A 22,337-nucleotide genomic window follows, 5' to 3' on the forward strand; every position below is an offset into this window, starting at 1 on the left:
TGATCTACAAGTTGTGGGAGGCCTGGAAACTGGACGGAGTTCGGGTGTCCGGTGATGGCCGTCGGACGGTGAGCTATCGTGTGCAGGGAGTAAAAAACAAACGGCATGGCCTGTTCTTTTCAGGGCATGCTCTCTCGCCCCCAGGAGAGACTCGCCTATGGCCAGGCAGTTACGAGCCGAACAGACTCGCGCGGCGATCATCGCCGCCGCCGCGGAACTGTTCGACCTGCGCGGATACGAGTCGACGAGTCTCAGCGACATCGTCGATCATGCCCAAGTCACGAAGGGCGCACTCTACTTCCATTTCGCGGCGAAGCAGGATCTCGCTCACGCCATCATGGAGATCCAGTACAGGAACCTGAACCGGCTCTCGGAGGAGATGGACAGCCGCGGCTGTACCGCGCTCGAGGCCCTGATCCGCTCCACGTTCGGCATGGCGCGGCTGTCCCTGGAGGGGCCGCTGCCGAGCGCCGGCCTCCGGCTCGCCACCGGCGGCCTGGAACTGCCGCCCGAACTTCCGCACCCCTTCACCCAGTGCCTGGGCCTCGCCACCCGCAGACTCCACGACGCGGTCATGGAGTCCGACCTGCATGCCGACATCGATGTCGACGCCGCCGCGCACTCCCTCGTCGCGTCCCTGGTCGGCACCCGGGTCGTGGGCCACTCCCTCGAACCCGTCACCCGCCACCCCCGCCGACTGGCCGGACTGTGGCACATCCTGATCCGCGGCATGGTGCCGGTGCCCCGCCGCGCCAGGTATCTGAGCCTGGTCACGCACCTGGAGCGGGAGCTCAGAACCGCGTGATCCGCGCGGTACCGTGGCGCCCATGCCCGACATCCCGTCCGTGATCCTCGCCGACGAACCCGGCTCGTTCCCGCACAGCGTGCTCGCCGAGCGGCATCCCGCGATCATCCGGCAGGTCCGGGAGGCCTTCCCCTACGGCCCCGAGCAGCACCGCGCCCTCGACGCGCTGCTGGAGAACTGCACCAAGGGCGTCATCGAACCGCTCCCCGCCGCCGCGCCGGACCGCGCCGACTGGGCGGCCTGGGGAGCGGACGAGCACACCGGCCGCTCCTGGTTCGATGTGCCGTGGCTCTGGTCGGAGAGTTGGTTCTACCGCCAACTCCTGGAAGCCGTCGGCTACTTCGGCTCCGGTCCCTGGCAGGGCATCGACCCCTTCCGCCCCTTCAAGCTCGCCGAACTCGACGCCCCGGAGACCGACGAGGAACTGGCCGCGCTCGACGCCCTCGACGGCAGGCCCGCCGACGAACAGGCCGCGGCCCTGCTGCACGGCTCCCTGTGGGGCAACCGCGCGGACCTCGGCTTCCGCCTGTCCGACGCCGACGCCGAGGGCCGGGACGCCGTCCCGGGACTGGTCGCCGACGACAGCGCCGCCCTCTGGTCGCTTCTCGACGGCGCCGACACCCTCTGTCTCGTCGCCGACAACGCGGGCCGCGAACTCGTCCCGGACCTGCTCCTGATCGCCCACCTCCTTGCCCAGGGACGCGTCCGCCGGGCGATCCTGCACGTCAAGCCGTATCCGTACTACGTCTCCGACGCCACGACCGCCGATGTCGTCGACGCCGTGCGCCGGCTGACCCGGGCGCCGGGCGCGGCGGCCGGTCACGGGCGCGACCTGTGGTCGGCGATGGCCGACGGCAGCCTCACCGTGCGCGCCCACCCCTTCTCCTGTGCCCCGCTGCCGTACGAGGCGATGCCGGACGACCTTGCCGCCGAGTTCGCCGGAGCCGCGCTGACCGTCGTCAAGGGCGACCTCAACTACCGCCGCCTGGTGGGCGATCGGATGTGGCCTCCCACGACCCCCTTCGCCGACGTGACGGACTGGTTCCCGGGGCCGGTGGCCGCGCTGCGCACCCTGAAGTCCGACGTGATCACCGGCCTCGCCCCGGCCACGGAGGCCGCGCTGGTGGCGGCGGAGGGGCAGCGCTGGCGGACCGGGGGCACGCACGCGCTGATCCAGGTACGTCCCTAGCGCTCAACCGGCCTGTATCGGCGGCGACATGAGCCCGTTGAGGCGTGGGCGGACGGTTGGCTTGCTTTTGTGTAGTGATCATGCCAAGCGGGGCGTCATCATGCCCCGACGGCCAACTCCTGTGCGTGGTCGGCCCCTCCGGCTGCGGCAAGTCCACCCTGCTGCGCACCGTCGCCGGACTGCTGCCCGCCCGCGAGGGCGAGATCACCGTCGACGGCACCCCCGTCACCGGCGTACCCGACCGGCTCGCGGTCGTCTTCCAGGACTACGGCCGCTCCCTCTACCCCTGGCTCACCGTCCGCGACAACGTCGCCCTCCCACTGCGCCGCCGCGGCCTCGGCCGGGCCGAGCGAAGGGCCGAGGCCGAAGGCATCCTCGAACGCGTCGGCCTCGACGGCGCCGCCGGACGCCACCCCTGGCAGCTCTCCGGGGGCATGCAACAGCGCGTCGCCATCGCCCGCGCCCTGGTCTGCCGCCCCTCGCTGCTGCTCATGGACGAACCCTTCGGCTCCCTGGACGCCCAGACCCGCGAGGACCTGGAGGACCTCCTCCTGGAAGTGCACCGCACCGAGGGCACGACCATCGTGTTCGTCACCCACGACATCGACGAGAGCGTCTACGTCGGCGACCGCGTCGTCGTCCTGTCCCCGGGCCCCGGCTCCCACGTCGTCCTCGACCTGCCCGTCGAACTGCCGGGAAAGCGGGAGCAGATCGGGACCCGGGGACTCCCGGAGTTCGTGGCGCTCAGAGCGGAGGTGGGCCGGGCGGTACGGGGCACCTAGCCCCGGGTCAGGCGCCCCGCACGCCCTGCCACACCAGCCGGTGGTCCAGGACGTGGTCGACCCGCTGGATCGTCTCCGCGGCGTTGCGCGCCTGGACGTTGTCCGGGGTGGACGGATCGGCGACGAGCGCTCCCTGAGTGCCGCGGTTCAGGGACGCGTTGAGCGTGGCGAAGCGGACGGTCCGGCGGGAGAGGGCTCTGTGGTCGTGGTCCATCGGGACTGTGGTGAGGAGGGACTCGTGAGCGGGTGACGTCTGCGTGTGTAGAGATGATCGCCACAAGACCCGTCGAGAACTCCCGAGTTCGGCCCCGATTCACGCGATGGTGTGATCATGTGCCGTGCCGCGGATGCCCCCGGAAGGGCCTGGGTAGGGCCCCGCCCATGACGCAGCCCTTCGCACTCCCGCACTTCTACATGCCGTATCCCGCCCGGCTGAACCCGCACCTCGACGAGGCACGCGCCCACTCGAGCCGCTGGGCACGCGACATGGGCATGCTGGAGGGATCCGGGGTCTGGGAGCAGTCCGACCTCGACGCCCATGACTACGGTCTGCTCTGCGCCTACACCCACCCCGACTGCGACGGTCCCGCCCTGTCGCTGATCACCGACTGGTACGTGTGGGTCTTCTTCTTCGACGACCACTTCCTGGAGATCTTCAAACGCACCCAGGACCGCGCCGGCGGCAAGGCCTACCTCGACCGGCTGCCGCTGTTCATGCCGATGGACCTCGCCACACCGATGCCCGAGCCGGAGAACCCCGTCGAGGCGGGCCTCGCCGACCTGTGGACGCGGACCGTGCCCGCCATGTCGGCCGACTGGCGCCACCGCTTCGCCGTCGCCACCGAGCACCTCCTCAACGAGTCCTTGTGGGAACTGTCCAACATCAACGAGGGGCGCATCGCCAACCCCGTCGAGTACATCGAGATGCGCCGCAAGGTGGGCGGTGCCCCCTGGTCGGCGGGGCTCGTCGAGTTCGCGACCGCCGAAGTGCCCGCGGCCGTCGCGGGGTCCAGGCCGCTGAGGGTCCTGATGGAGACGTTCTCCGACGCCGTCCATCTGCGCAACGACCTCTTCTCCTACCAGCGGGAGGTCGAGGACGAGGGCGAGAACAGCAACGGCGTGCTGGTCCTGGAGACCTTCTTCGGCTGCACCACCCAGCAGGCCGCCGACACCGTCAACGACATCCTCACCTCCCGGCTCCACCAGTTCGAGCACACCGCCCTCACCGAGGTGCCCGCGCTCGCCCTGGAGAAAGGTCTCTCCCCGGGTGAGGTCGCCGCGGTCGCCGCCTACACCAAGGGACTTCAGGACTGGCAGTCCGGTGGGCACGAGTGGCACCTGCGCTCCAGCCGCTACATGAACGAGGGCGCCACCTCCACCTCGCCCTGGCACGGTCTCACCGGCCCGGGTACCTCCGCCGCCGACATCGGCGCCCTGCTCGCCTCGGCCGGCGCGGAACGGCTGCGGGCGTACACACATGTGCCCTACCAGAAGGTCGGTCCTTCCCGGCTCCCCGACTTCTTCATGCCCTTCGAGGTCGAACTCAGTCCGCATCTGCCCGCCGCCCGACCCCGGCTCACCGAGTGGATGCACCGGATGGGCATGCTCCAGGAGGGCGTCTGGGACGAGGACAGGCTGGCCGCGGCCGACCTGCCGCTGTGCTCGGCGGGACTCGACCCCGACGCGACACCCGAGGCCCTCGACCTCAGCGCGCAGTGGCTCGCCTGGGGGACGTACGGCGACGACTACTACCCGCTGGTCTTCGGCCACCGCCGCGACCTCGCCGCCGCCCGGCTGATCACCCGGCGTCTGTCGGACTGCATGCCCGTGGCGGGCGAGCAGGTCCCGGTGCCCCTGAACGGCATGGAGCGCGGCCTGATCGACCTGTGGCCGCGCACGACCGCGGGGATGACGCCGGAGCAGCGCCGCTCCTTCAAGGACTCCGTGAACGTGATGACCGAGAGCTGGGTCTGGGAGCTCTCCAACCAGGTTCAGAACCGGATCCCCGACCCGGTCGACTATCTGGAGATGCGCCGCGCGACCTTCGGCTCCGACCTCACGATGAGCCTGTGCCGCATGGGCCACGGCCCCGCCGTCCCGCCGGAGGTCTACCGCAGCGGCCCGGTCCGCTCGCTGGAGAACGCGGCCATCGACTACGGCATGCTCATCAACGACGTCTTCTCGTACCAGAAGGAGATCGAGTACGAGGGCGAGGTCCACAACGCGATCCTCGTCGTGCAGAACTTCTTCGGCGTCGACTACCCGACCGCGCTCGCCGTCGTCCACGATCTGATGACCCAGCGCATGCGGCAGTTCCAGCATGTCGCCGCGCATGAACTGCCCATCGTCTACGACGACTTCGGTCTCTCGGACGAGGCGCGCGAGATCATGGGCAACTACGTCGTCGACCTCCAGAACTGGATGGCGGGCATCATGCACTGGCACCGCACCGTCGACCGCTACAAGGCCGGATACCTGTCCCGCCGCTCCCACGGCTTCCTGCCGGACCGGCCACCGGCCCTGACACTGCCGCGCGTCGGCTGACCCGCCGCCCGGCTCCCTGGAGACCGGGTCATGTCACCGAACGTGACGGCCGCCGTCGGCAAAGGGGGCCCGCGCGTCCATGCGCAGTTTTCGGACTTACTCGTGCGGAAGGGGATATTCAGGGAACTTCGGCGATGCGTCAGGAGTCTGTCGGGGTGAAGGAAGCAAGACCACAGAACACACGGGGGTGTTCGACCTTGACCGACATCATCGAGAGGATCACGGAGAGCGACAAGGGGGAGCAGGAGGCGGCGCCGGGCGAACTGGCGCCGTATGTCGCGCCGTTGCCCGTCCCGCCCGTTCTGCGGCCCGCCACCGGCGATGTGCTGCGGGAGACGGAGATCGCCGTGCAGCCGACCTGGGTCCGGCTGCACCCGCAGCTGCCGCCGACCCTGATGTGGGGGTACGAGGGCCTGGTGCCCGGCCCCACCATCGAGGTGCGGCGCGGCCGGCGGCTCCGCATCGCCTGGACCAACCGCGTTCCCCAGGGCAGCGAATACCCGGTCACCGCCGTCGAGGTGCCGGTCCGCCCGGCGGGCACACCGCCCGCCACCACCGAGCCCGGCCGCGACGGCATCAAGCCCAACGAGGACGTGGCCGCCCTGCCCGCCTGGTCGGTGACCCATCTGCACGGCGCCCAGACGGGCGGTGGCAACGACGGCTGGGCGGACAACGCCGTGGGCTTCGGCGACGCCCAGCTCTCCGAGTACCCGAACGACCACCAGGCGGTCCAGTGGTGGTACCACGACCACGCCATGAACATCACGCGGTGGAACGTGATGGCGGGCCTGTACGGCACCTACCTGGTCCGTGACGAGGAGGAGGACGCCCTCCATCTCCCCTACGGGGAGCGGGAGATCCCGCTCCTGCTCGCCGACCGCAACCTCGACACCGACGAGGACGGCCTCCTCAACGGCCGGCTGCTGCACAAGACGATCGTGGTGAACCCGTCCCACCCGGAGACGGGCAAGCCGGTCACGACACCGTTCCTCGGCCCGTACACCACGGTCAACGGCCGCATCTGGCCGTACGCCGACGTGGACGACGCCTGGTACCGCTTCCGCCTGGTGAACGCGTCGAACGCGCGGATCTACGACCTGGTCCTGGTGGACGAGGACGACAACCCGGTGCCGGGCCTCGTGCACCAGATCGGCAGCGACGGCGGGCTGCTGCCGCGGCCCGTGCCGATCGACTTCGACGGCGCGCTGCCCACCCTGACCGCCGCCCCGGCCGAGCGCTTCGACCTGCTGGTCGACTTCCGCGGCCTCGCGGGCCGCACGCTCCGGCTGCTCAACAAGGGCCCCAACCAGCCCGTGGGCGTGCCCGACCCGGTGGGCAATGTGCGCTATCCGGCGGTCATGGAGTTCCGGGTCCGTGAGTCCTGCGAGACCGACACCTTCGAGCTGCCCGAGATGCTCTCGGGATCCTTCCGCCGGATCACGCACGACGTGGCGCACGGCCACCGGCTGATCGTGCTCACGCCGCCCGGCACCAAGGGCGGGGGCGGACATCCCGAGATCTGGGAGATGGCCGAGGTCGAGGACGCGAGCGGCATCCGGTTCCCCGCCGAGGGGATCATCCAGGTCACCGGTCCGGACGGCACCACGAAGACCTACCGGCGCACGGCGCGGACCTTCAACGACGGCCTGGGCTTCACCATCGCCGAGGGCAGCCACGAACTGTGGAGCTTCCTCAACCTCGCGCCGATTCCGCACCCCATGCACATCCACCTGGCCGACTTCCAGGCGCTGGGACGGGACCCGTACGTGGTGACGGGCTTCGACCAGGCGGTGGGCGGCACCCGCACACCGATCGCGTACGACCGGGCCAGGACGATCCCGCTGGCGCCCAACGAACGGGGCCACAAGGACGTCTACCGGGTCCCGGGCAACCAGATGCTGCGGATCATGGGCCGGTTCGACGGGGCGTACGGCCGGTTCATGTACCACTGCCACTTCCTGGAGCACGAGGACATGGGCATGATGCGGCCCTTCGTCGTCCTGCCGCCCGAGGCCCTGAAGTTCGACCACGGCGGCGGCGGCCACCACGGCGGGCACCGGGAGGGTCGCACGGGCTGACCCCGGTCACCGCACGGCGTGCTGCACCGCGGCTCGCGCCAGCGCCCGGACCATCGGGTGCGGGCGCGAGCCGTCGCCGGCCAGCTCGGGCTGGAACAGCGAGGCCAGGAAGAAGGGGTGGCCCGGCAGTTCGGCGACCCGGACGTGTCCGTCCTCGTCGTACCCGGAGAAGCGCAGCCCGTGCGCGCGCAGCGTGTCGAGGTGGCGGGACGCGCCGTAGGCGCAGAAGTAGCGCTCGACCGTGCGCTCCGATCCGATCACGGACTGGGCGAGCGAGCCCGGCTCGATGGTCACCACGCCCTCGTGGCCGACGAGGGAGCAGGCCAGCGGCTCGATGAGCAGGTCCTCGGCGTCGGGGTCGGTCTCGGCGTGCGCCACGCGCACGAGGCCGCACACGTCACGGGCGTACTCCAGCAGCGCGTGCTGGAACCCGGCGCACGTACCGAGGAACGGAATGCCCTCCACGCGCGCGGTGCGGATCGCCGCGAGCACGCCCTCCTCGCTGCGGTACGGGCTGCCCGGGACCACCCACACCGCGTCGAACCCACTGACGGCGCCCTCCTTCTCGGCGTCCTCGGACGGGATCCAGTAGGCGTCGAGGACGAGCCGGTCGCGTTCGGCGAGGGAGTCCATCAGAAGGGGGATGCGGGTGTGGGACACGACGCTGGGGGAGCGGTCGCCGACCAGGGCGATCCGGGCGGTCACGGTTGCTGAGTTCGTCATGGCCTCATCCTGGGCGCGGCCGTCGGATCGCGTCCAACGATGATTCCTGCACTCCCGATAAGCAGAGCTGATGGGACCCTGGGGGCATGGACCCGCACCTCCTGCGCACCTATGTCACCGTCGCCCGTCTCGCCTCCTTCTCGGAGGCCGCCCGCGAGCTGGGCTACACCCAGTCGGCCGTGTCCCAGCACATCCAGGCCCTCGAACAGGACCTGGGCGCCCCGCTGCTGACCCGCCGTCCCGTCCTGCCCACCGCGGCCGGCGAGCGGCTCCTCGAACACGCGGGCCCCCTGCTGCTGCGTCTGGACGCGGCCCGCGCGGACGTCGTACGGATGGCGGCCGCCCCCGAGTACGGGCTGACCCTCGCCGCCGCCCCGACCGCGCTCGGGGCCCGAGTGCTGACCGCGCTCCCGGCCGCCGGCGTGACCCTGCGAGTGCTCGCCCGCGAGGTCGTTCCGGTGGCCGTCGCCACCGGTACGGCGGACCTGGGCCTGGTCGACGGCCTGGCCGCCCCCAGCGACCCGCTGCGGCTGCCCGACGTGGCACCGCTGACCACGCGCGGCGCCGGCGAGGAGCCCGTGTGCGTGCTGCTGCCCGACGCGCATCCGCTCGCGCGCCGCCCCGGCCTGCGCATCGCCGATCTCGCCGACGCCCGCTGGCTGGACGCCCCGGACGCGGGCCTGCCGCTGGCCCACCTCCGCGCGGCGAACGGCGGTTCGGGGTTCCGCCCCGCACTGCGCTACGACGGGACGGACGTCCGTACCCTCACCGCCCTGGCCGCGGCGGGACGAGGCCTGACCCTGCTGCCCCGCTCGGCGGCGACGGGAATTCCCGGCACGGTCGCGGTCCCGGTCACGGAGCCGCGCGTCGTGCATCGCACCGAACTGGTCCACGCGGGGGTGCTGCGGGGAGCGGCGGCGGCGCTGGCGGACGTGCTGACGGGTTGAGCTCGAACCTGTGTGTTGTCGATCGGCCCGAACACCCATGGCTTCCCGTTCCTGACCGCCGGTCAGTCTCACTCGTTCGTGGCTCGTCCGGCGCGGCCGTCCCGGGTAGAGCACCAGCCGGGAGCGACCCCGTTCCCCCACTGCCCCAAGGGCGTGGGCGGTGCCCCCAGCCGGAGGCAAGCCATGGAACAGACCGCGTTGCGTCCGAAGCCGATGCCCGGCCAGGAGCCCGGCGGCAGCAAACCCCGTGCCGCCCGGCATCCGCACGCCGCGCCCCGCCGCGGCCGGAAGCTGCGGACCCTGCTGCTCGGACTGTTCGTCGGAGCGGTCCTGGTCCTGTCCGGCGTCGGTCTCGGCACGGTCGGCGCCACGGTGATCGGCATGAGCAGACTGGCCGAGTTGCAGCGGCAGACGGAGCGGACCCCGCCCTCCTCGACCCGCTCCGCCCCGTCGTCGCCCTCGCCGTCCTCCGCGTCACCCACCCCCGCGCCCGCCCCGCCCACGGCCGCCCTCGGCGTGGAGGCCGTCGACGCCGAGAAGGCGGGCGCCCTGATCACCGGCGTCCATGTGCCGGGCCCCGGCTTCGCGGCGGGCCTGGTCCGGGGAGACGTACTCCTCCAGGTCGGCAAGGCCCGCGTCGACTCGGCCGCCGACCTCGCCCGCGCCGTCTCCGGAGCCCGCCCCGGCAAGGAGATCACGTTGACGGTCCGTCACCAGAGCGGCGGTTACCAGCAGTTGACCGCCGTGCCCGGCATCGTCACCTGACCACCCGGAAGTGGCTGGTGAGCCGCCCCTCGTCGTCGAGGACGTGGAACGCGAACCCGACCGGCGCGTCCCGGTCCGCGATCTGCTCGCCCTCCCAGGGCATCCGCAGCGTCCACGTCACCCCCGGGCCGACCACCAGCGGCCGCCCGGCGAAGGTGGTCGCGGCGGGCGTGTGGGCGTGACCGGTGATGATCCCGGCGATCTCGGGGCGGCGTTCGAGCAGCGCGGCCAGCCGGTCGGGCTCCCGCAACGGGTACGCGTCGGGTAGCGGATGATGCAGGGCCACCGGGGGGTGGTGGAAGGCGAGCAGCGCGCGGCGCTCCTGGCCGAGTCCGTCCAGCGTCGCCTCGATCCAGTCGTACGTCTCCTCCTCCAGGGCGCCCTCGTCCTTGCCCGGGACGCTGGAGTCGCACATCAGCACCGCGGCGTCGTCGAAGACCCGCACACTGTTGACCGGCCCGTCCGCCGCCGGCAGCCCCAGCAGGGCCTTGCGGTACGGGGCGCGGCTGTCGTGGTTGCCCGGGCAGGCCAGCACCGGGAACGGCGCGTCGCCCAGGATCCGCGCGACCTCCTCGTACTCCGCCTCCGCGCCGTGATCCGCGATGTCCCCCGTCACCAGCAGGGCGTCCACCCGCCCCGGCAGGCCCCACAGCCGGTCGCGCACCCGCTCCGCGCGCTCCGTTGCCCGTTCGCTTCCGTCCAGATGCAGATCGCTGATGTGCGCGAGTACGAGCACGGTCCGCTGCCCCCTGAGATCGACCCTAATGGCGTATGTGAATCTGAGCATTAGTGCTAATGCTTGAGCAATCCATAACCGTTAGGGCGGGAAAATCGGTGGTCGGCCTCCACACCCCGGGCCACGATGAGCCCCATGCCGAGCACCCTCATCGCCTTCCTCGGGGCCTGTACCCTCGTCGCCGCCTCACCCGGACCGAGCACCGTGCTGATCATCAAGCAGTCGCTGCGCAGCAGACGCTCCGGCTTCCTGACCGTGCTCGGCAACGAGACCGGCGTGTTCGTCTGGGGCCTCGTCGCCGCGTTCGGCCTGACCGCACTGCTGACGGCCTCCGAGGTGGCCTACGACGTCATGCGCGTCGTCGGCGCGGTCGTCCTCGTCGCCTTCGGCGTCCAGGCGCTGTGGCAGGCCCGCCGGAGCAGGGCGGGCCGGGCGGACGAGGGCTGGGCGGGCGGTGCGAAGAGCGGCTGGGCCGCCTACCGCGGCGGGCTGCTGCTCAACCTGGCCAATCCCAAGGCGGCCGTCTTCGCCATGTCCTTCCTGCCGCAGTTCGTGCCGGACGGCGCCCCGCACCTGCCCACGATGGTGGGACTCGCCGCGCTCTGGGCCGTCTACGAGGTCGGCTACTACGGTCTGTACGTGTGGTTCGTCGGCCGGATGCGCACCCTGCTGTCCCGTGCCGGAGTGCGCCGGCGTCTGGAGCAGGTCTCCGGAGGTGTGCTGCTCCTGCTCGGTGTCCGCCTGGCCCTGGAGAACTGACGCCATGGCCGGCGCACCCCCGCACACATCCGCCGCACCCTCGGAAAACACCGCGAACCGGCTCGCGCGGCCCCCGCTGTACGGGCAGGATGCTGCCCGTAGCCCCTGTTGTCCCACTGTCCGCCCAGGGAGGCCCGGATGACCGGCAGTACGCTCGCGCCCTTCACCGCCGACGACTACCGGGCCCGCATGGAGCGCGCCGCCCGCGCGGCCGCCGACGCCGGACTGGCCGGACTCCTCGTGGCACCCGGCCCGGATCTGGTCTGGCTCACCGGCTACACCCCGACCGCGATCACCGAGCGGCTCACCCTGCTGGTCCTCGCCGCCGGCCAGGACCCCGTCCTCGTCGTCCCCACCCTGGAGGCCCCGGACGCCGCCCACGCCACCGGCGCGCCCGCGCTGACCCTGCGCGACTGGACCGACGGCAAGGACCCCTACGCCGCCACCGCCGCCCTCCTGGACTCCGGCGGCCGCTTCGGCATCAGCGACAACGCCTGGGCGATGCACCTGCTGGGCCTGCAGAAGACGCTCCCCGGCACCTCGTACGCCTCCCTCACCGACGCCCTGCCCATGCTGCGGGCCGTCAAGGACGCGGCGGAGCTGGAGCTGCTGGCGGCCGCGGGAGCCGCCGCCGACGCGGCGTTCGAGGAGATCCGCAAGGTTCCCTTCGGCGGCCGCCGGGAGTCCGAGGTCGCCGCCGACCTCGCCGGTCTGCTGCGCCGCTTCGGGCACTCCCAGGTCGACTTCACCATCGTCGCCTCGGGCCCGAACGGCGCCAACCCGCACCATGAGATCGGCGAACGGGTCATCGAGCGCGGCGACATGGTCGTCCTCGACTTCGGCGGCCTCAAGGACGGCTACGGCTCCGACACCTCCCGCAGCGTCCACGTCGGCGAACCCACCGACGAGGAACGCCGGGTCCACGACCTCGTGCGCGAGGCCCAGGAGGCGGGCTTCCGCGCGGTACGCCCCGGCGTGGCCTGCCAGGAGGTCGACCGGGCGGCCCGCAAGGTCATCGCCGACGCCGGGTACGGCGAGTACTTCATCCACCGCACCGGTCACGGCATCGGCGTCACCACGCACGAGCCGCCGTACATGATCGAGGGCGAACAGCAGCCCCTCGTCCCCGGCATGTGCTTCTCCGTCGAGCCCGGCGTCTATCTGCCGGGACGTTTCGGGGTACGCATCGAGGACATCGTCACGGTCACCGAGGACGGCGGCCGCCGCCTCAACGACACCACCCGCGACATGGTCATAGTGGACTGAGCAGCCATCAGGAGCCCCGGCACACCCCCCGAGTGACTACGGCGCGACCATGACCCAGGCACCGACACCCACCGCGGACACCGTCCGCCGGCTGGTCCGTTCCCTCCTCAAGGACGCCTCGGCCGGCGCCGGACCCGACGTCCGGCCCGTCGCCGAGAGCGCCGAACCCGCCACCTGGTGGGTCGGCAGCCGCCATGTGCTGCGCCTCGCCCCCGACCGCGAGGCCGCCCAGCGCCAGCGCCGCGAGCTGCGGCTGCGCGACCTCGTCCGACCGCACGTCCCGGCCGCCGTCCCGACGAGCGTGGCCCACGGCGAGTGGACGCCCGGGCTGACCTACACGCTGGACGCCCTGCTCCCCGGCGGCTCGGCGCGCGAGCACGACGTCTCCGCCGTCGGCGAGGCCGACCTGGCCGCGCTGCTGACGGGTCTGCGCGAGGTGCCCGCCCGGCAGGCCGAGACCCTGGGCGTTCCGCGCACCGCCCCGCGCTCCCTGGAGGCGCTGCGCCGAGCCGCCGAACGCTCGGCCCGACGCCTCGCAGCCGCCGACGAGTTCGACGCGGGCCGCCTCCACCAGCTCACCTCGGCGGCCGCCGTCCAGCTCGCCGCCCAGTCCGGCACGGCCGTCCTCGTCCACCACGGGCTCACCGGCGACCACCTCGTGGTCAGCGCCGACGGCCGGGTACGCGGTGTGCTCGGCTGGGCCGAGGCGATCGTCGGCGATCCCGCCGAGGACATCGCGGGGCTGGCCCTCGCCGTCGGTTCCCCTGCCGCCGTCCGCGCCGCCACCCTCGCCGGCTACGGCGCCCGCCCCTGTCTGCGCGGCCTGTGGCTCGCCCGCTGCGACGCGGTCGTCCGCCTCGCCGAACGCCTGGAGGGCCGCGGCGCCACACCGCTCGCGGAGCTACGGGTGCGGCTCGGGCACGCCTGGGAGGCGATCCTGCTGGAGCGGGTGACGGAGCTGCGGGACGGCGACGAGGCGGAGGAGTAGCCGCGCCGGGCCCCTCACCCGCGCCGGGCCACTGACGCTCACCCGCTCCGGGCCCCTCACTCCTGCAGAAGCACCACGCACGACTCCCCGGGCACATGCAGCACCCCGTCCGCCCCCGGCCCCTCCACGGGCTCCCAGGCGGCCAGTACACGCGCCCGGCGCGGGCCCAGAGGGATCGCGGCGGGTCTCTCGGCCAGATTCACCGCCACCCGCACGTCCCCGCGCCGGAAGGCCAGCCAGCGTCCCTGCTCGTCGTACGCCACCTTCGTGTCGGCGAGGTCCGGGTCGGTGAGGTCGGCCTGTTCGTGGCGCAGTGCGAGGAGCCGGCGGTACCAGTCCAGTACGCGCGCGTGGGGCTCGCGGGCGGGCTCGGACCAGTCGAGGCAGGAGCGGTCCCGGGTCGCCGGGTCCTGCGGATCGGGGACGTCCTCCTCCTTCCAGCCGTGCTCGGCGAACTCACGCCGCCTGCCCCGCCGTACGGCCTCCGCCAGCTCGGGATCGGTGTGGTCGGTGAAGAACTGCCAGGGCGTTCCCGCCGCCCACTCCTCGCCCATGAACAGCATCGGCGTGAACGGCGCGGTCAGCGTCAGCGCCGCCGCGCAGGCCAGCAGACCGGGGGAGAGGGACGCGGCGAGCCGGTCGCCCTGGGCGCGGTTGCCCACCTGGTCGTGGGTCTGGCTGTAGCCGAGCAGACGGTGCGCGGCCACCCGTGAACGGTCCAGCGGACGCCCGTGCACGCGCCCGCGGAAACTCGAGTACGTGCCGTCGTGGAAGTACCCGCCCATGAGCGTCTTCGCCAGCGCGGCGAGGGGGGCGCGGCCGAAGTCGGCGTAATAGCCCTGGGACTCGCCGGTCAGCGCGGTGTGCAGGCAGTGGTGGAAGTCGTCGTTCCACTGCGCGTGCAGCCCGAATCCGCCCTCCGCGCGGGAGGTGATCAGCCGCGGGTCGTTCAGGTCGGACTCGGCGATCAGGAACAGTGGCCGGCCCTCCTCGGCGGAGAGCGTGTCCACCGCCGTCGACAGTTCCTCCAGGAAGTGGAACGCGCGCGTGTCCGCCAGCGCGTGCACCGCGTCCAGGCGCAGCCCGTCGATCCGGTAGTCCCGCAGCCACGCCAGCGCACTGCCGAGCAGATACGCCCGCACCTCGTCCGACCCGGGCGCGTCCAGATTCACCGCGGAACCCCACGGTGTGTGGTGGGTGTCGGTGAAGTACGGCCCGAACGCGGGCAGGTAATTGCCCGACGGCCCCAGATGGTTGTGCACGACGTCCAGGACCACCCCGAGGCCGAGCTCGTGCGCCCGGTCGACGAACCGTTTCAGCCCCTCGGGCCCGCCGTACGGCTCGTGCACGGCCCACAGGGAGACGCCCTCGTACCCCCAGCCGTGCCGGCCGGGGAAGGGACACAGGGGCATCAACTCGACGTGGGTGACGCCCAGTTCGGCGAGATGCCCGAGCCGCTCGGCGGCCGCCTCCAGGGTGCCCTCGGGCGTGTACGTGCCCACGTGCAGCTCGTACAGGACCGCGCCCGGCAGCGGCCGTCCGCCCCACTCCGTGCGCCACGTGTGCCGCCCATGGTCGACGACCGCGCTCAACCCGTCCGGGCCGTCCGGCTGGCGGCGCGAGCGCGGGTCCGGCAGCACGGGGCCGCCGTCCACCGCGAAGCCGTACCGGGAGCCGTCCTGTGCCTCTGCCTCACCTCGCCACCATCCGGTCCGTTCCGGATCGCGCTCCAACGCGCGCGTGGCGCCGTCGCACTGGAGCGTCACACGGTCGGCCTGCGGTGCCCACACCTCGAACTGCACGGACGGTTCCCCTTCGTCTGCTCACCGTGATGTAGCCCGTCCATGGTGCTTCAAACGGGACCGGCCCGCTTTTGAATCTTTCCTTTTGCGGCCGGTGTCGTGGCAGGTGGCGTCAGGTGCGCGCGCGTGGCGGCTGTTCTCACGTTTTCTGGACACCCGGCGTTCACTGCCCGACAATCACGAACGTGACGTCGTCCTTCGAGTTCAACACGTACCCCGCGCGGCTCTCCGACGCGGAGCGCGACAAGGCGCTGAACGTGCTCCGTGACGGCGTCGCGATGGGCCGGCTGTCGCACGACACGTTCATCCGGCGCATGGAGCTGGCGCTCGCCGCCCGCCGCTCGGACGAACTCGCGGCGCTCACCGCCGACTTGCCCTCGGAGGGACGCTTCTCCCGGCTGGTGTTCGGCTCCGTGGAGGCGGTCTCCGGCTTCACCCAGCGGCTGCGCCGCGCCTGGCAGGCCGAGCGGCTGCCCAAGCTGCTGCTGCCGCACCCCGGCAACGGATACCCGCTGCGGATCGGCCGCGACCCCGCCAACGGACTGAGGCTGACCCACGAGACGGTGTCCCGGGTGCACGCCGAGCTGAGCCGCCAGGGCGGTATGTGGGTGCTGCGGGACCTCGGTTCGACCAATGGCACGACGGTGAACGGGCGGCGTGTCATCGGGGCCGCCGTGGTCCGTGAGGGCGACCAGATCGGCTTCGGACGGATGTGGTTCCGGCTCTCCGCCGACTGAGCCCGGGCGTCCGTGAACTGAGCCGAACCTTAGCTCTGGCCTGGGGTTTACGTGCTGTCGAGGGCTCAGATCCCTTTGCCGACCGCGGTGTTGACGTACCCCACAAGTCGTGACTCACTGTGCGTACACCATGCACATCAGGTGAACCGACGGCACCACATTTGTGGAGGTGTGCCCTGCCGCCACTCCTCCGCTACCCGACCGTCGACGAGCTGGCCGCCCGGGCGTCCGCACTCGTCGCCCGCCACCCCGGCGACGCCAGACTCCGCACGGTCGGCACGTCCCGCGCGGGCACACCGCTGTGGCTGCTGTCCGTCGGCCACGGCACCCGCCAGGCCCTCGTGGTCGCCGGCCCGCACGCCAACGAACCCGTGGGCGGCGGCACCGTGCTGCGGCTCGCCGAACGCGCCCTCGCCGACCCCCTGCTCACCGAGGGCGCCGACGCCACCTGGAACCTGCTGCTCAGCCTCGACCCCGACGGCCTGCGCCGCAACGAGGGCTGGCTGCACGGCCCCTACACCCTCGGCCGGCACTTCCGGAACTTCTTCCGGCCCGGCTTCCTGGAACAGCCCGAGTGGCTGCCCGACGGCGCCGACGCCGTCACGCTGCCGGAGACCCGCGCCCTGCTCGACGTCCAGGACGAACTGCGGCCCTTCCTCCAGTGCTCCCTGCACGGCGTCGACGTGGGCGGCGGCTTCGTCGAACTGACCCATGACCTGCCGGGCCTCGCGGGCCGCGTCGCCCACCACGCGGCCCGCCTCGGCATCCCGCGCGAACTCGGCCCGTACGACACCCTGTACTGGCCGGTCCTGGGGCCCGCCGTCTTCCGTATCCCGCCGCCGCGCCGGGGCGACCTGGCCGCCGCCATCACCGAGGCCGCCGTCGAGTCGACCTGGTACCACCCGCACCGGTACGGCACCGTCACCGCGATCGTCGAGGCGCCCATGTGGGGCGTGACCGCCGTCGAGGACGGCTCCCCGCCCCTGGACGCGGCCGCCGTACTGCGCGGCGTCAGCCGCACCCTGCGCCACGACACCCAGCGCCTGGCGCGCCTCTACGCGCGCGTCCGCCCGTTCGTCACCGCCGCCCCGGACGCGGAGCGCCTGCTCGCGCCGGTCGACGACTATTTACTGGTCTGCCCCGGCATCGCGGACTCCTGGGACCCCGATGTCGACGACGGCTCCCATCCGCTGCCGCCCCTCAGCACCGGCCACCTGGCCGCCCTGCGGATCTCCGGCCGCCGTCTGACGCTGCGCACCGCGGGCCTGCTGCACCAGCTCGTGAGGGCCGCCGGGACCGATCCGGCCGACGCCCTGCCCGAGCTGGACCGCCTCATCGACGAGTGGTGCGCCGACTACCGCGACGACTGCGGGGCACGCTGGATCCCCGTCCAGCGCCAGGTGGAGTACCAGGCGCGGGTGGTGCAGACCGTGTTCGAGCTGGCCGGGCGGCACACGCGCGTGGGCTCCCGTTCGGGTGAGCCGGGGTGGGGATCCCAGGCCGCCGTGCCGATGCATCTGGAATGAAGAACTGCACCGCATCGAAGGCGGTACGAGGCACTCTGCTCGCCGCGGCCGCCCTCCTCGTCGCCACCACGGCCCCCGCGCAGGCGGCGCCCGAGGACCTCAGCACCGACAACTGGCTCTTCCTCACGGTCACCAAGGGCGACGCACGGTCCAGCGACACCCGCGGCACCCTGCTGCTGTGCGACCCGCCCCAGGGACACGGGAAAGCGGCCGAGGCCTGCGCGGAACTGGAGGCGGTGACCGGCGACCTCGCCGCCCTCCCGGCGAAGCACACCTACTGCCCGATGCACTACGCCCCGGTGACCGCACGCGCGCACGGGCAGTGGAACGGGCGGCCGGTCGACTACGCGCAGACCTTCTCCAACGGCTGCGTGATGGCCGGGCGGACCGGATCGGTGTTCGCGCTCGACGGCCTCGCCACCTGAGTCCGGCCGGTGGCGGCGGGGCTCAGGCTCCCCTCGCGCGCGCGTGGACCGCCGCCGCCACCACCGTGCGGGACTGATGCTCGATCTGGTGCTCCAACGGCACCCAGCGGGCCCGGAAACGGTCCGCGAAGGCCTCGCTCCAGGACGCCACCAGCCGCTCCAGACGGGGCGCCGCAGGATCGTCGTGCTCCAGCAGCACCCGCAGCAGCATCGACGCCGCCCGCAGCGGCAGCCGGCGCGCGAACGCGTCCACACTGCCCACGTACGCGCGCGTGTTGTCGGCGGGCGGGGTGTGCATCCAGTCCGCGGCCAGTCCCGGCACCAGCTCCAGGCCCCACCTGGAGGCCCGCAGCAGCGGCCCCTCGACGTCCGGCAGCCGCGGCGTGGCCTCGGCGAGCACCCGCTCCACCTGCCGCGTGTCCTGCAAGAGCCGCCCCGCCAGGCGTCGCAGCGCGACGGCCGGGGCCGGATGCGGTGCCGGGTCGTCGACCAGGTCGCTCGCCCACATCGGCACCTCGACGATCGCGGTCAGCCCGCCGTACCGGTGCGCGTGGTACCAGGTGCTGTTGCGCGCGTCGTCCGGCATGCTCGGGTACGCCGCCCCCGCCCCCGGCGCGGGCATCACATGGACCCCCGGCCCGGACGCGGGCCAGCCCGCGGCGTCCGAGGCGCCCCTCTCCACCGGGATGTTCAACTCCGCCGCGGACTTGGCGAACGGCTCCGCGAGGCCCGGGATGTCCTGCGTCAACTGCACCCAGCTGCCGCCCAGGTCGGTGCCGTGCAGGGTCACCTGGAGGTAGGGGCGCAACTCGTCGATGACGCCGGTCAGGGCCCGGGTCTCCGGTGGCAGCCGGTCCGGCGGCAGCACCGCCGGGGACCACTCCGGCTGCTCGTGGCCGGCGGGCCGGAAGAAGCCGAGGTGGTAGTCGAACAGGGTCCGTGGCGCGGGCGTGCGGTGCAGGCTCGCCCCGTCGGGGTCCGCGCACAGCAGGAAGTGCCAGGACGTTCCGAACCGCAACTCCCTTTCGTTCAGCACACGTCCGGCGACATCGAGGAGGGTCGCACCGCCGGTCGGCTCGTTGGAGTGGGCGCCGGCGACGACGAGCACGGCACGCCGGGCATGGCCCACGGACAGCAGATGCAGAGGTCTGCCCGCCCGGGACCGGCCGACCTGGCGCAGGGTGCAGAGAGCGGGACGGTGAGCGGCCAACGCCCGCGCGGACATGAGGACTTCGGTCACTGTGGGGTAGCGCAGCTCCGGCAGGAGACTCACCCCCGACACATCCGCCCGGCTTCGCAATCCGCAGTACCCCACGCCCTCTGTGAAGTGTCAAGCGCGCACCGGGGGAGCCTCCAGGGGGCGCCCAGATGCATTTACCGCCAGGGGGATGGGCCGTTGGTGCCAGCGGGGGTGCCGGGGCCGGACGGGTCGGGGCACGGGCGCCGGCGCGTACGTCCGGACGGGTTCCGGTGGCCGTTCACGGCGTGGCCGAGCGCGCACCGCCGCCCGTCGCCGTGCGCCGGCCGCCCGGCCCGGGCTCCGGGAGCGCACGCGCTCGCGAGCCGGAGGCCGGGCCGTACGACGGCGTGCGGTGAAGACGCCCACGCCCAGGGCGAGTTCGCGGTGGCCGCTTCAGTCGCGGTTCCCTTCCACCCGCTCCAGCAACGCCACCGGCAGTCCCTCGAAGAGCTCCGCCACGCGCACATGCCCCGTGAACTCCCTTTCCGGAGACAGGACATCGGCCCATCGGCCCGGTGGCAGCGGCAACCGGGTCTCGCGCCAGCCGCCCTCCTCCGCCAGTCGCAGCGACAGCCGGGTCACGGCGGTGACGACCTCCCCGGAGCGGGCGAACGCCAGGCAGTGGGCCGCCGCCGGGCCCTCGGCGGTCAGCGGGGCGTACGTCGCCGAGTCGCCGAACGCGGCGGGGCGCCGGGCGCGCAGCCGCAGCGCCGCCGCGGTGAGCGCGCCCTTCTCGCCTGGCTCCTCCGGCGGGAACCGCACGGGCCGGCGGTTGTCCGGATCCACCAGGGCCCGGTATTCGGCCTCCGTGCCCTGGTAGATGTCGGGCACCCCCGGCATGGTCAGATGGAGCAGCGCCGTGCCGAGCATGTTCGCCCGGACGGACGGCTCCAGCGCGCTCCGGAAGGCGGCCACGTGCTCGCCCGGCGCCCCGGTCGGCCCCGCCGCGACGAAGGCCGCCACCGCCTCCTCGTACGGTGGCTCCTGCTCCGTCCAGCTCGTGTACAGCCCGGCCTCGCGCACATGCTTCAGCAGCGTCTGCTGCACCCGCTCCGCGTCCGCCGGGCCGAGCCCGAACACCGTCTGCCAGGCCGCCCACGCCACCTGCGCGTCCGGCACCCCCTCGCCGGTGCGGGTCACCTCGGCCAGGACGTCGGCCCAGCGCTGCGGGCACTCGGTGAGCACGGCCAGCGCGGCTCGTACGTCGGCGCTGCGCTTGGTGTCGTGCGTCGACACGGCCGTGCCGGTCGCCGGCCAGTCGCGCTGCACGCGCGCGCAGTACGCGTGGAAGTCGTCCGGGGACACCGCGGGTGCGCCCGGATTCCCGCCCACCTCCGTCGCCGACAGCAACGGCACATAGCGGTAGAACGCCGTGTCCTCCACGGACTTGGCCCGCAGCGCCGACGAGGTCTGCGCGAACCTGGTCCCGAACTCCACGTGCTCGGGCCCCTCGCCCGCCCGCCCCAGCACCAGATCACGGACCACGTCCACCGCGCCGGCCTCCTCCGGCACCACGAACGCCTGCCGGGCCTCCTCCGCGGCCTCCTCGGTGACGACGGAGGCCGCGTCGACGGAGCCGTAGGGCCGGTAGACCTCCATGCGGACCAGCAGCTCCTGCAGAGCGGTGCGCAGCGCCCACGGCGCGCGGTCGCGCAGCGCGGGCTCCGGGGACGTGGCGCACAGCCGGGCCGCCACCCGGGTCAGCCGCTCGGTCTCGGCGGCCAGCTCGTGCGTGAGCACCTTGTACGCCGCCCGCCGCACCGTCGCCTGCCAGTCGCCGCCCCGGTCCGTCTGCGGGGCCGCGAACCGCCGGTACCGGCCGAGGAGTTCGCCGAATCCGGCCGGGTCCGTGAGCACGCCGTCGATGTGCCGCAGGGCGTCGTACCCGGTGGTGCCCGCGACCGGCCAGGACGCCGGCAGCGGCTCGCCGTCCGCCAGGATCTTCTCCACCACCGTCCAGCGGCCGCCGGTCGCCTCGTGCAGCCTGCGCAGATACGCGTCGGGGTCGGCGAGACCGTCGGGGTGGTCGATCCGCAGCCCGTCGACGACGCCCTCGTGGAGCAGCTGGAGGATCTTGGCGTGGGTCGCCTCGAACACCTCCGGGTCCTCCACCCGCACCCCGATGAGCTCCGAGATGCTGAAGAAACGCCGGTAGTTGAGCTCGGTACGGGCCAGCCGCCACCACGCCGGCCGGTACCACTGGGCGTCCAGGAGCCGCGGCAGCGGCAGTTCCCCGGTGCCCTCGCGCAACGGGAAGACGTGGTCGTGGTAGCGCAGGACGTCGCCGTCGACCCGCAGGTCACCGATGACCGAGCCGAGCGGACCTCCCAGGACCGGCAGCAGCACCTGTCCGCCCTGGGCCTCCCAGTCGATGTCGAACCATCGCGCGTACGGCGACTTGGGGCCCTCCCTGAGCACCTCCCACAGGGCCCGGTTGTGGCGCGGGGCCATGGCCATGTGGTTCGGCACGATGTCCACGACCAGGCCGAGCCCGTGCTCCCGCGCGGTGCGGGCCAGCGCGCGCAGACCTTCCTCGCCGCCCAGTTCGGCCCGTACGCGCGCGTGGTCGACGACGTCGTAGCCGTGCGCGGAGCCGGGGACCGCCTCCAGGACGGGGGACAGGTGCAGATGCGAGACGCCGAGCGCGGCCAGGTAGGGCACGGCGGCCGCCGCGGCGTCGAAGGGGAACTCGGGCTGGAGCTGGAGCCGGTATGTGGCGGTGGGCACCACCGGGTCGGGTCGCTCAGGTGTCATGCAAACCTACGTACCCGCCCCACCGTCTTTCGTGTCATCGGTCCGTGCACGTCCCCTCGCGCGCGTGGCTGACTTCGAGCGATGGGGACCATGGGACGCGCCTACCGCGAGGTCATCGGCCTGACCGGGCCACTGCTGCCGGTCGTGTCCTTCCTGGGCCGACTGCCGACGGCGACCGTCCAGTTCGGCAGCGTGCTGCTCGTCGCCCGCACCAGCGGCTCGCTGACCGCCGCGGGGCTGACCGGCGGTGCGCTGGCGCTCGGCCAGGTGG

Annotated in this window: 18 protein-coding genes and 1 pseudogene; 13 read left to right on the forward strand and 6 right to left on the reverse strand. The window is 72.7% G+C overall.

Going from position 1 to position 22,337, the window contains the following annotated elements; genetic code table 11:
- The first annotated feature begins 157 nt into the window (after positions 1-157).
- The 3 genes and pseudogenes from ACIOHP_RS37375 to ACIOHP_RS37385 form a co-directional block, all read left to right on the forward strand.
- Positions 158-805: a ScbR family autoregulator-binding transcription factor gene (locus ACIOHP_RS37375; RefSeq protein WP_401894363.1), complete on the forward strand. Its 648-nt coding sequence runs from the start codon at positions 158-160 to the stop codon at positions 803-805.
- A gap of 22 nt (positions 806-827) precedes the next feature.
- Positions 828-1,994 carry a damage-control phosphatase ARMT1 family protein gene (locus ACIOHP_RS37380; RefSeq protein WP_401894366.1) on the forward strand — a complete coding sequence of 389 codons (1,167 nt, stop codon included), beginning with the start codon at positions 828-830 and terminating at the stop codon, positions 1,992-1,994.
- Positions 1,995-2,098: 104 nt separating this feature from the next.
- Positions 2,099-2,776: pseudogene (locus tag ACIOHP_RS37385) on the forward strand (ABC transporter ATP-binding protein); the annotation flags it as partial.
- A 7-nt stretch (positions 2,777-2,783) separates the two neighbouring features.
- On the opposite strand, the gene ACIOHP_RS37390 reads toward ACIOHP_RS37385, so the two are convergent.
- Positions 2,784-2,990: a hypothetical protein gene (locus tag ACIOHP_RS37390; RefSeq protein ID WP_401894369.1), complete on the reverse strand. Its 207-nt coding sequence runs from the start codon at positions 2,988-2,990 to the stop codon at positions 2,784-2,786.
- Between the two features lie 167 nt (positions 2,991-3,157).
- On the opposite strand from ACIOHP_RS37390, the gene cyc2 reads away from it, so the two are divergent.
- Together cyc2 and phsA are read left to right on the forward strand one after the other, a co-directional pair.
- Positions 3,158-5,320 carry a germacradienol/geosmin synthase Cyc2 gene (gene cyc2, locus ACIOHP_RS37395; protein ID WP_401894371.1) on the forward strand — a complete coding sequence of 721 codons (2,163 nt, stop codon included), beginning with the start codon at positions 3,158-3,160 and terminating at the stop codon, positions 5,318-5,320.
- Positions 5,321-5,517: 197 nt separating this feature from the next.
- The gene (phsA, locus tag ACIOHP_RS37400; protein WP_401894373.1) at positions 5,518-7,398 is read left to right on the forward strand and encodes an O-aminophenol oxidase PhsA; all 1,881 of its coding nucleotides are present in this window, start codon (positions 5,518-5,520) and stop codon (positions 7,396-7,398) included.
- Between the two features lie 6 nt (positions 7,399-7,404).
- Here phsA and ACIOHP_RS37405 read toward each other — a convergent pair whose 3' ends face one another.
- Positions 7,405-8,121 carry a hypothetical protein gene (locus ACIOHP_RS37405; RefSeq protein ID WP_401894375.1) on the reverse strand — a complete coding sequence of 239 codons (717 nt, stop codon included), beginning with the start codon at positions 8,119-8,121 and terminating at the stop codon, positions 7,405-7,407.
- 86 nt (positions 8,122-8,207) lie between these two features.
- On the opposite strand from ACIOHP_RS37405, the gene ACIOHP_RS37410 reads away from it, so the two are divergent.
- Positions 8,208-9,068 (forward strand): LysR family transcriptional regulator, encoded by an 861-nt coding sequence (locus tag ACIOHP_RS37410; RefSeq protein ID WP_401894377.1) that lies wholly within the window; start codon positions 8,208-8,210, stop codon positions 9,066-9,068.
- 183 nt (positions 9,069-9,251) lie between these two features.
- On the forward strand, positions 9,252-9,833 hold the full coding sequence (locus tag ACIOHP_RS37415; RefSeq protein WP_401894380.1) for a PDZ domain-containing protein: 582 nt from the start codon (positions 9,252-9,254) through the stop codon (positions 9,831-9,833).
- Here ACIOHP_RS37415 and ACIOHP_RS37420 read toward each other — a convergent pair.
- Positions 9,826-10,569: a phosphodiesterase gene (locus tag ACIOHP_RS37420; RefSeq protein ID WP_401894383.1), complete on the reverse strand. Its 744-nt coding sequence runs from the start codon at positions 10,567-10,569 to the stop codon at positions 9,826-9,828. The genes ACIOHP_RS37415 and ACIOHP_RS37420 overlap by 8 nt on opposite strands.
- A gap of 135 nt (positions 10,570-10,704) precedes the next feature.
- Here ACIOHP_RS37420 and ACIOHP_RS37425 point away from each other — a divergent pair, with 135 nt between their 5' ends.
- The 3 genes from ACIOHP_RS37425 to ACIOHP_RS37435 all read left to right on the forward strand — a co-directional run bounded on the left by ACIOHP_RS37425 (position 10,705) and on the right by ACIOHP_RS37435 (position 13,582).
- Positions 10,705-11,328 (forward strand): LysE family translocator, encoded by a 624-nt coding sequence (locus ACIOHP_RS37425; RefSeq protein WP_401894386.1) that lies wholly within the window; start codon positions 10,705-10,707, stop codon positions 11,326-11,328.
- 138 nt (positions 11,329-11,466) lie between these two features.
- Positions 11,467-12,594 carry an aminopeptidase P family protein gene (locus ACIOHP_RS37430; RefSeq protein WP_401894389.1) on the forward strand — a complete coding sequence of 376 codons (1,128 nt, stop codon included), beginning with the start codon at positions 11,467-11,469 and terminating at the stop codon, positions 12,592-12,594.
- Between the two features lie 49 nt (positions 12,595-12,643).
- On the forward strand, positions 12,644-13,582 hold the full coding sequence (locus ACIOHP_RS37435) for an aminoglycoside phosphotransferase family protein (RefSeq protein WP_401894392.1): 939 nt from the start codon (positions 12,644-12,646) through the stop codon (positions 13,580-13,582).
- A 56-nt stretch (positions 13,583-13,638) separates the two neighbouring features.
- On the opposite strand, the gene treZ is transcribed toward ACIOHP_RS37435, so the two are convergent.
- Entirely contained in the window at positions 13,639-15,384 is a 1,746-nt protein-coding gene (gene treZ / locus ACIOHP_RS37440; protein WP_401894394.1) for a malto-oligosyltrehalose trehalohydrolase, read from the reverse strand.
- A gap of 185 nt (positions 15,385-15,569) precedes the next feature.
- Between treZ and ACIOHP_RS37445 the strand changes: the two genes are divergently transcribed.
- The 3 genes from ACIOHP_RS37445 to ACIOHP_RS37455 all read left to right on the forward strand — a co-directional run bounded on the left by ACIOHP_RS37445 (position 15,570) and on the right by ACIOHP_RS37455 (position 18,072).
- Entirely contained in the window at positions 15,570-16,121 is a 552-nt protein-coding gene (locus ACIOHP_RS37445; RefSeq protein WP_046260753.1) for an FHA domain-containing protein, read from the forward strand.
- Between the two features lie 161 nt (positions 16,122-16,282).
- Positions 16,283-17,647, forward strand: a complete 1,365-nt coding sequence (locus ACIOHP_RS37450) for a M14 family zinc carboxypeptidase (RefSeq protein ID WP_401894397.1) — start codon at positions 16,283-16,285, stop codon at positions 17,645-17,647.
- On the forward strand, positions 17,644-18,072 hold the full coding sequence (locus tag ACIOHP_RS37455; protein ID WP_401894400.1) for an SSI family serine proteinase inhibitor: 429 nt from the start codon (positions 17,644-17,646) through the stop codon (positions 18,070-18,072). The genes ACIOHP_RS37450 and ACIOHP_RS37455 overlap by 4 nt, the downstream gene beginning before the upstream one ends.
- 22 nt (positions 18,073-18,094) lie before the next feature.
- On the opposite strand, the gene ACIOHP_RS37460 is transcribed toward ACIOHP_RS37455, so the two are convergent.
- Together ACIOHP_RS37460 and treY are read right to left on the reverse strand one after the other, a co-directional pair.
- Positions 18,095-19,345 (reverse strand): M14 family zinc carboxypeptidase, encoded by a 1,251-nt coding sequence (locus ACIOHP_RS37460; protein WP_401894401.1) that lies wholly within the window; start codon positions 19,343-19,345, stop codon positions 18,095-18,097.
- Positions 19,346-19,705: 360 nt separating this feature from the next.
- Positions 19,706-22,066, reverse strand: coding sequence for a malto-oligosyltrehalose synthase (treY, locus tag ACIOHP_RS37465; RefSeq protein WP_401894404.1), 2,361 nt, complete (start codon positions 22,064-22,066; stop codon positions 19,706-19,708).
- Positions 22,067-22,337 lie beyond the last annotated feature (271 nt).

The organism is Streptomyces sp. NPDC087859, from assembly GCF_044742595.1.
Classification (GTDB): Bacteria; Actinomycetota; Actinomycetes; order Streptomycetales; family Streptomycetaceae; genus Streptomyces; species Streptomyces canus_F.

Excerpts from the sequence above, each read along its gene's own strand:
- ACIOHP_RS37375 (WP_401894363.1), top strand. The coding sequence starts at position 158 with ATGGCCAGGCAGTTACGAGCCGAACAGACTCGCGCGGCGATCATCGCC.
- ACIOHP_RS37415 (WP_401894380.1), top strand. The coding sequence starts at position 9,252 with ATGGAACAGACCGCGTTGCGTCCGAAGCCGATGCCCGGCCAGGAGCCC.
- ACIOHP_RS37425 (WP_401894386.1), top strand. The coding sequence starts at position 10,705 with ATGCCGAGCACCCTCATCGCCTTCCTCGGGGCCTGTACCCTCGTCGCC.
- ACIOHP_RS37455 (WP_401894400.1), top strand. The coding sequence starts at position 17,644 with ATGAAGAACTGCACCGCATCGAAGGCGGTACGAGGCACTCTGCTCGCC.
- treY (WP_401894404.1), bottom strand. The coding sequence starts at position 22,066 with ATGACACCTGAGCGACCCGACCCGGTGGTGCCCACCGCCACATACCGG.
- ACIOHP_RS37380 (WP_401894366.1), top strand. The coding sequence starts at position 828 with ATGCCCGACATCCCGTCCGTGATCCTCGCCGACGAACCCGGCTCGTTC.
- ACIOHP_RS37390 (WP_401894369.1), bottom strand. The coding sequence starts at position 2,990 with ATGGACCACGACCACAGAGCCCTCTCCCGCCGGACCGTCCGCTTCGCC.
- ACIOHP_RS37405 (WP_401894375.1), bottom strand. The coding sequence starts at position 8,121 with ATGACGAACTCAGCAACCGTGACCGCCCGGATCGCCCTGGTCGGCGAC.
- ACIOHP_RS37435 (WP_401894392.1), top strand. The coding sequence starts at position 12,644 with ATGACCCAGGCACCGACACCCACCGCGGACACCGTCCGCCGGCTGGTC.
- ACIOHP_RS37410 (WP_401894377.1), top strand. The coding sequence starts at position 8,208 with ATGGACCCGCACCTCCTGCGCACCTATGTCACCGTCGCCCGTCTCGCC.
- cyc2 (WP_401894371.1), top strand. The coding sequence starts at position 3,158 with ATGACGCAGCCCTTCGCACTCCCGCACTTCTACATGCCGTATCCCGCC.
- ACIOHP_RS37430 (WP_401894389.1), top strand. The coding sequence starts at position 11,467 with ATGACCGGCAGTACGCTCGCGCCCTTCACCGCCGACGACTACCGGGCC.